The sequence below is a fragment of the Vibrio sp. TMPB1044 genome, assembly GCF_030442075.1.
Lineage (GTDB): Bacteria > Pseudomonadota > Gammaproteobacteria > Enterobacterales > Vibrionaceae > Vibrio > Vibrio satsumensis.
On record NZ_JAUJED010000009.1, the window covers coordinates 108,229 to 119,315 of the forward strand.

Genomic DNA, 11,087 nt, shown 5'->3' on the forward strand with positions numbered 1-11,087 from the left:
GCAAAACGGACACTACAGTAATTAGTTTATTATATCGAAAAAATACGTCCAAGTTGTGATATTTGACTGTTAACTCAATCAATTGTGGTTTCATAATCTAAAATTTTGTTAAATTCATGATTGTTACATGTTGAGATTTGTCGCACGTTGTTTTCGTTTTGTAAAATAAAATTCTGATTAACCTTGGTTTGAAAGAGGGATTTACTGTTTGTGATGAGCGTCGATTGAATCGATTTTGGCGATGTAAATGTTTGAATTTGACGATAATGGACGCTTAATCAATGAGGTGGAGATGGAATGTCGATACAGAGATAACTGCACGATTCATTACGTTCACTTAAAAGAAACGAAAAAGTTACACTTTTTGACAAAAAGCACTTGAGTTCTGTTTCTGAAAAACTTATAGATGGGGGAGAGCAATTTTTAATTTATACATGGAGAGTGAGCGATGAGAGTAGGTCTAGTTGGTTGGCGCGGTATGGTGGGTTCTGTACTGATGCAACGTATGGTTGAAGAGAAAGACTTCGACTTGATTGAGCCTGTTTATTACAGCACATCTCAGATTGGTATTCCTGCCCCTGTTCTAGGTGGTAAAGATGCGGGTCTACTTCAAGACGCTTTTGATATTGATAGCCTAAAACAGCTTGATGCTGTGATTACTTGTCAAGGCGGCGATTACACATCAAAAGTATACCCAGCACTGCGTCAAGCAGGTTGGAAAGGTTACTGGATTGATGCAGCTTCTACTCTGCGTATGGACGCTGATTCAATCATCACTCTTGATCCTGTTAACTTGGCTCAAATTCAGCAAGGCATTCACAGTGGCACCAACACTTTCGTTGGCGGTAACTGTACTGTGAGCTTAATGCTTATGGCTCTAGGTGGCCTGTACGAGAAAGGCATGGTTGAGTGGATGAGTGCCATGACTTACCAAGCAGCTTCTGGTGCGGGTGCTAAGAACATGCGTGAGCTGATCTCACAAATGGGTGTGATCAACGACAGCGTAAGTTCTGAGTTAGCGAACCCTTCAAGTTCAATTCTTGATATCGATAAGAAAGTGGCTGATACGATTCGTTCATCTTCATTCCCAACAGACCAATTTGGTGCTCCACTTGCGGGCTCACTGATTCCTTGGATCGATGTGAAGCGTGAAAACGGTCAGAGCAAAGAAGAGTGGAAAGCGGGTGTGGAAGCGAACAAGATTCTTGGTCTAGACGGTCAACCGATTCCTATCGATGGTACCTGTGTACGTATCGGTGCAATGCGTTGTCACGCTCAAGCGCTAACGATTAAGCTCAAGCAAGACGTGCCAATGGACGAGATCGAAGAGATCATCGCGACGCACAATGATTGGGTTAAAGTGATTCCTAATGACCGCGACATCACAGCACAGGAGCTAACACCAGCGAAAGTAACAGGCACTATGTCTGTGCCAGTCGGTCGTCTGCGCAAGATGTCGATGGGCAACGACTTCCTAAACGCATTCACGGTTGGTGACCAACTGCTTTGGGGTGCTGCAGAACCACTACGTCGTACTCTGCGCATTATCCTTGCTGAGAAAGCGTAACTGCCTCATTTTTGAGAATAATTAACGAAGAAGCGCCTTAGGGCGCTTTTTTTGTTTCTGATGACAGAAGCCTGACTTTAAAACCTTACCTTTCGTGCGTCTTAAAGTTGGAGCTAGAAAATGAAAGCAAACCTTAAAGGTTTTACTCTTATCGAGTTGATTGTTGTTATCGTCATTATTGGTGTTTTAGCGGTTGTTGCAGCACCTAGGTTTTTAAACATACAACATGATGCTAGGGTTTCGGTTATGGAAGGGTTAGGGGCATCAGTCCATACCGCAGTGGATTTAGCATTCGAAAAAGCAGCTGTGGCAGGAATGGAAGACCAAGAACGTTACCTCGTACCAAACTACGGAAGCGTACAGTTTGGCTACCCTGCTGTTGAAAAAGGGGGAATGGAAAACTTTTTGGCGATTGATTCTGGGTACCATGATTTAACGAAAGAGTGGACTTGGGCTGCACATAATAATGGGTCTGTTGGCGACCCTGATTTGTGGCTGATTACCCGATCGGAATATTTGTCGGACGTTCTTCCCAATGACTTCAATACCGCTATCGAGAAGACCCAATGCTATGTGAAATACACGGCTGCGATGGAAGCAAATGATGACTACCAAGTGGAAGTTTTCACGGATGGCTGTTAGATAGTTAAGAAAACAAAAAGAGCTCTTAGGAGCTCTTTTTTGGTTTTATTCGATCTTGTCGGTGATGACACGCTTGTCTGGATCTGCCAATTCGCTTGCACAGTGTTTGCAATACATGGCGTCAGAATCATGACCCGCTCGGTTGCAGTTAGGACACTTAACCAACTCTTTGTGTGAGTTCATTTCATTACTGAGTTCTGCAGTAATAATCCCTGTCGGCACCGCCAAAATTGAGTAACCCAATAGCATGGTCAGTGATGCTATGGCTTTGCCAAGCGCGGTCTGCGGCACCATGTCACCATATCCCACTGTCGTGATGGTCACTATTGCCCAATAGATGCTGTGAGGAATACTAGTGAAGCCATTTTCTGGTCCTTCAATAACAAAGATCAGAGCACCAAAGATAACGACTAAAATCCCAACGGTGCTGAAGAAGATCAGTATCTTTCGTCTTGCCATTAACAGTGAGCGCAACAGAATATTGGAATCTTGCAGGTAGCGAACCAGTTTTAGGATTCGGAAGATACGCATCACACGAAGCAGCCTCACCACACCCATAAACGAAGCGCCAGGGAAGATGATCGCTAAATAGGTTGGAAGAATCGCTAATAGGTCAACGACACCATAAAAGCTAGTAGCGTAAGATTTTGGCTTTGGAGAGCAATAAAGCCTCAACAAATACTCAAGAGTGAAGAGTGCAGTAAAGGTGTATTCGATATAACGCAGCTGTTGTGACCATTCACTCATTACATTAGGAATGGACTCTAAGATTAGAACTAACAGCGAAGCCAAGATTGCAACGATCAGAGAGATATCAAATGCACGTCCGGCAGGCGTGTGAGTACCAAAGATAATGACGTACAAATGATGCTTGAGTGGCTTGCGTGACATAAGGAGAGATTCATCTTCTGTTAAATGCATTAACAGTCATTATACTAGCTTCATAATAACGAGGCGAGTGAAAGCCCAATTGCTTTACTCGCCTCATCTATATTTCAATATTGTTGCCCTTTATAGAGCAACCGAAATGCTGTTAAACGTTATGCCAAACCTGGGAACAAATTACGTAAGCCATTGGCGATGAACTCGATGCCCAATGCGCCAAGAATTAAACCCATGATACGAGTGATCACGTTGATACCCGTTTGACCTAGGAAACGAACGATAACTGGCGCTGAACGGAACAAAAGCCAAGAGCATGTTGCGAATGCGATGATGCTAATGCCGATTCCTACCGTATCAATAGCAGCAGGGTAGCGAGACCCGTAAACAATGGTCGAGCTGATTGCACCCGGACCTGCCATTAGCGGCATAGCAAGTGGAACAACACCGATCTGCTCTTTGCTGATGTATTCAGATTTTTCTTGTTTGTTCTGCTTATCTTCACCGAGCTTACCGCTCATCATCGAAAATGCGATGCTCAGTAATAGTAAACCACCTGCAACACGAAATGAGTCCAGTGAGATACTAAACATATCAAGTAGCATTTGCCCCGCAACAAGAGAGACAATGAGGATCACGGCAACAGCAATGTTTGCTTGTAAGGCTGTCCTGTTCCTCTCTTCTGGCGGCATATGAGCAGTAAGAGAAACAAAAACAGGCATGATGCCGATTGGGTTTACGGCAGCAACAAGCCCAAGGAAGAATTGCATAAAAATTGCGAGTTCTAAGCCTTGCATGAGAGCGATCTCCAGTTAGCGTACTTAAGGTTGAAGGTTTGATCTGTGAATAGTCTAGGCGCGTAATGTAAGGGACAAACTCAATTTACACGAATGAAAAAAACTAACTTGAAACGGGTGTTTTTTTGTAGAAAAACTAATTGAATCTCACTTTTGTATCTTCCTTGTTGCAAGCTTGTCAGTGTTGTTTCATTTCGTAACTTTTTATTGAGTAACTGTTAACTGCCGCACGGAATTAATAAAAATTATGTCAGAATCTAGCCCGTGTAACGGTATGGATATACTCTCAGTAGCACGAATATAGCTGTATACATGTAATTTAACGGACTAAAAATGAAACTTTTTTACAGTTTATGACGCTATGTAGAAAAAAGTTGACTGTTTGCTTGTTTTTTGTGCTAACGGAAAGTGTGATTTTAATCTATTTAAATCAGTATCTTAAGTTTATTTTTGCGATTGCCTTACTACTTTTTGGTTAATTCTTTTTGGGTAACTGATCTGGGTCAATTTTTTTCATACAGTGAAATAATATACTCAGTCCTGAAAGCAATTTACTAAGAACGTTGTTGTTTGAGGTTAAAAGCAAGCAGCGAAATTAATAAAAAGTTTTTAATATTTATTATTTTAGGAGATCCACCATGCCTGTAACTAACTTAGCGGAACTTGATGCTCTAGTAGCTCGCGTTAAAGCAGCACAAGAAGAGTTTGCAACATTCTCTCAAGAGAAAGTAGACGCAATCTTCCGTGCAGCTTCTCTTGCTGCTAACCACGCTCGTATTCCACTAGCACAACAAGCAGTTGCTGAATCTGGAATGGGTATTGTTGAAGATAAGGTTATCAAAAACCACTTTGCATCTGAATTTATCTACAACAAATACAAAGACGAAAAAACATGTGGCATCTTAGAAGAAGATGACAACCTAGGCACAATGACTATCGCTGAGCCTGTAGGTATCATTTGTGGTATCGTTCCAACAACGAACCCAACTTCTACAGCAATCTTCAAATCTCTAATTTCTCTTAAGACACGTAACGGCATCATCTTCTCGCCACACCCACGTGCAAAGAACTCAACTAACGACGCAGCGAAACTAGTTCTAGACGCAGCTGTTGCAGCGGGTGCTCCAAAAGACATCATCGGTTGGATCGACCAACCATCTGTAGAGCTTTCTAACGCGCTTATGAAGCACGACGGTATCGCACTTATCCTTGCTACTGGTGGTCCAGGCATGGTTAAAGCAGCGTACTCTTCTGGTAAGCCTGCTATCGGTGTTGGTGCTGGTAACGTTCCAGTAGTTATCGACGAAACTGCTGACATCAAACGTGCTGTAGCTTCTATCCTTATGTCTAAAACATTCGATAACGGCGTTGTATGTGCTTCTGAGCAAGCAGCTATTGTAGTTAGCGAAGTCTATGACGAAGTTAAAGAGCGTTTCGCTTCGCACAAAGCTCACGTTCTATCTAAAGCTGACGCTGATAAAGTACGCAAAGTACTGCTTATCGACGGCAACCTAAACGCTAAAATCGTAGGTCAGCCTGCTCCAGCAATCGCTGAAATGGCTGGTGTTAAAGTTCCTGCTGATACAAAAGTACTTGTAGGTGAAGGTCTTGGTAAAGTTTCTTACGATGACGAATTCGCTCACGAGAAACTATCTCCAACTCTAGGTCTATTCCGTGCGGACGACTTCGAAGACGCTGTTGCTCAAGCGGTAACTATGGTTGAAATCGGTGGTATTGGTCATACATCTGGTCTTTACACTAACCAAGATACTAACGCAGACCGCATCCGTTACTTCGGTGACAAGATGAAGACTGCTCGTATTCTAATCAACATCCCTACTACTCACGGTGGTATCGGTGACCTGTACAACTTCAACGTTGCACCTTCTCTAACTCTAGGTTGTGGTTCATGGGGTGGTAACTCTATCTCTGAGAACGTAGGTCCTAAGCACCTTATCAACAAGAAAACTGTAGCGAAGCGAGCTGAAAACATGTTGTGGCACAAACTACCTAAGTCTATCTACTTCCGTCGTGGTAGCCTTCCAATCGCAATGAGCGACCTAGAAGGTAAGAAACGCGCATTCCTAGTAACTGACCGTTTCCTATTCAACAACGGTTACGCTGATGACGTAGTTAGCCTGCTTAAAGCACAAGGCATCGAAGTTCAAACTTTCTTCGACGTAGAAGCGGATCCAACGCTATCTGTTGTTGAGAAAGGCGCTGAAGCAATGAAGAGCTTCCAACCTGACGTAATCCTTGCTCTAGGTGGCGGTTCTCCAATGGATGCTGCTAAGATCATGTGGGTTATGTACGAGCACCCAGAAACTCACTTTGAAGAACTAGCAATGCGCTTTATGGATATCCGTAAACGTATCTACAAGTTCCCTAAAATGGGTCAAAAAGCTGAGCTAGTATGTATTACTACTACTTCAGGTACGGGTTCAGAGGTTACTCCATTCGCTGTTGTTACAGACGACAAGACTGGTGCTAAATACCCACTAGCTGACTACGAAATCACGCCAAACATGGCTATCGTTGATGCGAACCTTGTAATGAACATGCCTAAGTCTCTAACAGCGTTCGGTGGTTACGATGCAGTAACTCACGCTCTTGAAGCTTACGTATCTGTTCTAGCGAACGAATACTCAGACGGTCAAGCTCTTCAAGCACTTAAGATGCTTAAAGAATACCTACCATCAAGCTACAAAAATGGTGCGGCTGACCCAATCGCTCGTGAGAAAGTACACAACGCAGCAACTATCGCTGGTGTAGCATTTGCGAACGCATTCCTAGGTGTGTGTCACTCAATGGCTCACAAAATTGGTGCTGAGTTCCACCTACCACACGGTCTTGCTAACGCACTACTTATCTCAAACGTTGTACGTTACAACGCGAACGATAACCCAACTAAGCAGACTGCATTCTCTCAGTACGACCGCCCACAAGCACGCCGTCGTTACGCTGAAGTTGCTGACCACCTAGGCCTAAGCCAAGCTGGCGACCGTACTGCTCAGAAGATTGAACGTCTACTGACTTGGTTAGAAGAGCTTAAGAAAGACCTAGACATCCCACTATCTATCCAAGCTGCGGGTGTTAACGAGTCTGACTTCATCGCTAAACTAGACGAGCTAGCTGTTGAAGCGTTCGATGACCAGTGTACAGGTGCTAACCCACGTTACCCTCTAATCACTGAGCTAAAAGAAGTTCTAACAACTTCTTACTTCGGCCAACCATACGTTGAAGGCGAAACTTTCGAAGGTACTACAGTTATCCTTAAGAAAGCAGACCAAAAGCCAGCTGAAGCGAAAGCGCCAAAAGCTAAAAAAGAAAAAGCTAACGCATAATAAGTAAGCATTAGTTTGAGATAAGTTTTCGCTAGCACGATACTTATCTATCGGGAAAAGATGAAGGCCCCAGTCGAGAGACTGGGGCTTTTTTTATGTTTGCTGGCTAGTCTGAGGACTTTGAAAGGCTAAAGTGATCGACTTAATGATAAATGAATTGCGCGCATTTACTTGAAGTAGGGGGGGGGGACTAAACCTCAGCAGCCACAACTCGCCCACTAAAGTAATCATTAGAGACAATATATTCTGTTGTTCTGGTTAGTTCATCCTGCAGTTGCGCCCAATGGCATCGGTTGAGTTTACCGTCAGAGTTATGAACCGCGGGCACAACACCACCGACTCGAATACCAAATGGAGTCAGTTCTTTCGCCCAGCTATGGGTAAAGCCGGTAATCATGGAGTTTGCGCTCTCTAAGCCTGACACATCATGGAAGTCATCGTGAGATATCACATTTACAATCACGCCTTCTTTATCTTCTTCTCGTAGCCTCTCTGCACTGATTTGTCCAAATGCGAAAAGGGTCGATGCCTTAGATGAGAGGTCATTAATAAAGGTACTGACAGGCTGATCACCAATTAGGCTAGGCATAGGGGAGCTGATCCAGTTATTGACCAGTACATCCGGTGTGGTATTGAAGGTCGATTGAATAAAATCAAACACGCTGAGAATCGCTTGGCTGTCATTTCCTTTGAGCGTGTAATGGTAAACAGAGTCGGAGAACCGAGTACATTGCGAATAAGTTGCTTGAAGTGCTTCCGTGTCTTTATCGCAAAGGATGACTGTGGCTCCAAGGTTAACAAAGTGGTTCGCAATCGTTCCTCCCAGTCGCGAGCCGGCAGATGTCACCAATATGATTGAGCTTTTTATTTCCATCCCAGTACCTAAACAAGTTGTCCATGTCGGATAAGGATGGGTTAAATTTCATACGATGGGTGTGAATTGGTTCAAACTAAGCTGTACCCATTAATAAGTTTTTATGAACTTAGTGGCAAGTCACATTTTGCAGTAACTTCAAGCGGTAACCAACATCTGGTGTTTGTAGGTTGCCTAAGGCTGGTGGTTCATATCACTCATGTGAATGCTTTAAGGACGTGAGTTAATCGAAGAATAGCGGTGGATAGACAGCGAAAAAGGGAAAGGTAGGTGACCGCTATACTTGAGCTTGAATTTGATACTGACGTTGCGCTGTTGTTAGCTCATTGTAGAGCGTGGCGTGTGGCAAATCAGGGAAATGCTTGTTTGCAAGTTTACGTCGATCATGACCAGAAAGGTTTTGGTAAACTTCTTCGGGTAAGTCAGCCGTATCTTCAGGCATAAAGGCAAGCGCTTCAGGTTTCAAATAGTGGCTGAGCTTGGCACTGGCAAGGCTTGCTTGATGAAAATGATTAGATTGCTGAGCTGAAATTTCATACGACGATTGGTTTGAACGCAGTTGTTGTGGTTCTGCTACGCCAAATTGCTTGCGTAGGCGATCTTCATTTGTTTCTGTAACTTCAATGGTATCGATGGGCGTGCAATCGCGAACATCATTAGAAAACATAGATAGCAGCAACGCGAAATCTGCACGGCGACCTTGCTCAACCGCTTGGCTGATTCCGATGCCGAACTTCAGTTCGTTGATGATTCCTGCTTTGTCTAAAGTATGTATTTGCATGTAGCCTCTCATTGGATACACCTTTAACGGCATGGAGTCGGCAAACTTTAGTGTTTAATTACAGGCGAATAGAGAATTTATGCAGGGCGATTAAGAAAGGTAACAATAGGTTAAAAAGCAGTCTTGATTGGCTGATTTGTTTCGTAATGTTCGTATTGATAGGAGTACGACAGATACAAAAAAGCTCACGCCGAGGCATGAGCTTTCAATAGGTAACTCGCTATAAATAGCGCAGCTTAAGTAATAGATTACTTAGCTAGGTTCTCTTCTACGAAAGACCAGTTTACTAGGTTCCAGAATGCAGCCATGTAGTCAGGGCGAACATTGCGGAAATCGATGTAGTAAGCGTGTTCCCATAGGTCAACAGTTAGAAGTGGAGTAACACCTTCTTCTGTTAGAGGAGTAGCAGCGTTAGAAGTGTTAACGATGTCTAGAGAACCGTCAGCTTTCTTAATTAACCAAGTCCAAGAAGAACCGAAGTTGTTGATTGCTGAATCAGTGAATTTTGCTTTGAATTCTTCGAAAGAACCGAATGCAGCGTTGATAGCTTCTGCAACAGCGCCAGTTGGTTCGCCGCCTGCTTTAGGAGCAAGACAGTGCCAGTAGAACGTGTGGTTCCAGATTTGAGCAGCGTTATTGAAAACACCACCAGTAGAAGTCTTAACGATCTCTTCTAGTGTTTTGCCTTCAAACTCAGTACCTGGGATAAGACCGTTTAGCTTAACAACGTAAGTGTTGTGGTGCTTACCGTGGTGGAAATCTAGCGTTTCTGCTGAGATGTGTGGTTCTAGTGCGTCTTTCGCGTAAGGAAGAGCCGGTAGTTCAAATGCCATTGCTCAATTCTCCATTGATATGAAAGAGTTAACTCTTTCGATTGCTTCCAGTGATATTATTATTCATGGCTCGCTATACTGCCAACCATGGTCAATTTGCTGACTTGCGATATAGTTTAGCAAGTTTTTACTTTATTAAAAGCTTATTTCATCACTTTTGTGTGAATTGTTAGCTTAGCTTGTTAACCGCTTTTTTTATATGGTTTTTATTCTTTTGGTTTGGGGTAGAATAAAGGCAATAAAAGCCGTAATCCATTAACGAGGAAGCAATGGAAACTATCGATAAAATCAAACAGCAAATTGAAGAAAACACTATTCTACTGTACATGAAAGGTTCTCCTAAGCTACCTAGCTGTGGTTTCTCTTCTCAAGCGTCTCAAGCTCTAATGGCATGTGGCGAGAAATTTGCTTACGTAGATATTCTACAAAACCCTGATATCCGTGCAGAGCTTCCAGCTTACGCACAATGGCCAACTTTCCCACAACTTTGGGTTGAAGGTGAGCTAATCGGTGGTTGTGACATCATTCTTGAGATGTTCCAAAAAGGCGAACTTCAGCCAATCATCAAAGAAGCAGCAGCTAAAGTTGCTGGTGATGACGCTGAATAAGCTCTAGCCTTTGCGCTGAATAGTTAAAATGAGGGGCCTTAATCAGGCTCCTTTTTTGTTGGAATTGATAGAAGAGTCGACTCGATAAGGAACGAACAATGAACGTAAAACTTCATTATGTGCATGATCCAATGTGCAGCTGGTGTTGGGGATACAAGCCAACGCTTGAGTTGTTGAAACAACAATTGCCTGCGAGCATTGAGTTTAACTACGTAGTGGGTGGCTTGGCGCCGGATTCTGATGAGCCAATGTCAGAAGAGATGAAAGGCAAGCTGCAAGCGATCTGGAAGCAGATTGAAGCTAAGCTAGGGACTGAGTTTAACCACGAGTTTTGGACTGAGTGTAAGCCTGTTCGCAGCACTTACCCTGCGTGCCGTGCTGTAATCGCCGCAGGTTTTCAAGATCACTACGAAGCGATGCTAGAAGCGATTCAACATGCGTACTACCTTCGTGCGATGTTGCCACACAGTAAAGAAACACACCTGCAGTTGGCTGAAGAGCTAGGCATGAACGTACAACAGTTTGAAAATGACCTTTCTAGCAAGTTATTGGAAAGTGAATTAGATGACCAGTTAGGCTTTAAAGAAGCGATGGGTGTGTTTTCTTACCCGACGTTAATGCTTGAAGTAAATGGCATTTTTAGTGAAGTTGAACTGGATTACCATTCAACTGAAGCGACGCTTAAGTCTATTCGCGGAGTTCTAGTGAATAACGCTCCCGCTGCATAATCCAGCGAGAGCTGTCTGTATTAACGCAACG

General features: G+C 43.4%; 10 protein-coding genes. 5 read left to right on the top strand and 5 right to left on the bottom strand.

Going from position 1 to position 11,087, the window contains the following annotated elements:
- The first annotated feature begins 448 nt into the window (after nucleotides 1–448).
- A complete protein-coding gene (gene asd, locus QQ041_RS04295) occupies nucleotides 449–1,567 on the top strand; it encodes an aspartate-semialdehyde dehydrogenase (RefSeq protein ID WP_017629874.1) in 1,119 nt (372 codons plus the stop codon).
- A gap of 120 nt (nucleotides 1,568–1,687) precedes the next feature.
- Nucleotides 1,688–2,209 carry a prepilin-type N-terminal cleavage/methylation domain-containing protein gene (locus QQ041_RS04300; RefSeq protein ID WP_285953192.1) on the top strand — a complete coding sequence of 174 codons (522 nt, stop codon included), beginning with the start codon at nucleotides 1,688–1,690 and terminating at the stop codon, nucleotides 2,207–2,209.
- 45 nt (nucleotides 2,210–2,254) lie between these two features.
- On the opposite strand, the gene QQ041_RS04305 is transcribed toward QQ041_RS04300, so the two are convergent.
- Nucleotides 2,255–3,100 carry an ion transporter gene (locus QQ041_RS04305; RefSeq protein ID WP_285953274.1) on the bottom strand — a complete coding sequence of 282 codons (846 nt, stop codon included), beginning with the start codon at nucleotides 3,098–3,100 and terminating at the stop codon, nucleotides 2,255–2,257.
- A 149-nt stretch (nucleotides 3,101–3,249) separates the two neighbouring features.
- On the bottom strand, nucleotides 3,250–3,888 hold the full coding sequence (locus tag QQ041_RS04310; protein ID WP_004734056.1) for a YchE family NAAT transporter: 639 nt from the start codon (nucleotides 3,886–3,888) through the stop codon (nucleotides 3,250–3,252).
- Between the two features lie 638 nt (nucleotides 3,889–4,526).
- On the opposite strand from QQ041_RS04310, the gene adhE reads away from it, so the two are divergent.
- On the top strand, nucleotides 4,527–7,232 hold the full coding sequence (gene adhE / locus QQ041_RS04315) for a bifunctional acetaldehyde-CoA/alcohol dehydrogenase (protein ID WP_123304746.1): 2,706 nt from the start codon (nucleotides 4,527–4,529) through the stop codon (nucleotides 7,230–7,232).
- A gap of 190 nt (nucleotides 7,233–7,422) precedes the next feature.
- On the opposite strand, the gene QQ041_RS04320 is transcribed toward adhE, so the two are convergent.
- The 3 genes from QQ041_RS04320 to sodB form a co-directional block, all read right to left on the bottom strand.
- Nucleotides 7,423–8,106, bottom strand: coding sequence for an SDR family oxidoreductase (locus tag QQ041_RS04320; RefSeq protein ID WP_146492258.1), 684 nt, complete (start codon nucleotides 8,104–8,106; stop codon nucleotides 7,423–7,425).
- 277 nt (nucleotides 8,107–8,383) lie between these two features.
- Nucleotides 8,384–8,887: a VC2046/SO_2500 family protein gene (locus QQ041_RS04325; RefSeq protein WP_261383492.1), complete on the bottom strand. Its 504-nt coding sequence runs from the start codon at nucleotides 8,885–8,887 to the stop codon at nucleotides 8,384–8,386.
- 248 nt (nucleotides 8,888–9,135) lie between these two features.
- A complete protein-coding gene (sodB, locus tag QQ041_RS04330; protein WP_146492256.1) occupies nucleotides 9,136–9,720 on the bottom strand; it encodes a superoxide dismutase [Fe] in 585 nt (194 codons plus the stop codon).
- Between the two features lie 269 nt (nucleotides 9,721–9,989).
- Here sodB and QQ041_RS04335 point away from each other — a divergent pair, with 269 nt between their 5' ends.
- The gene (locus QQ041_RS04335; RefSeq protein ID WP_004741702.1) at nucleotides 9,990–10,328 is read left to right on the top strand and encodes a Grx4 family monothiol glutaredoxin; all 339 of its coding nucleotides are present in this window, start codon (nucleotides 9,990–9,992) and stop codon (nucleotides 10,326–10,328) included.
- Nucleotides 10,329–10,426: 98 nt separating this feature from the next.
- Nucleotides 10,427–11,056: a DsbA family protein gene (locus QQ041_RS04340; protein WP_285953193.1), complete on the top strand. Its 630-nt coding sequence runs from the start codon at nucleotides 10,427–10,429 to the stop codon at nucleotides 11,054–11,056.
- Nucleotides 11,057–11,087 lie beyond the last annotated feature (31 nt).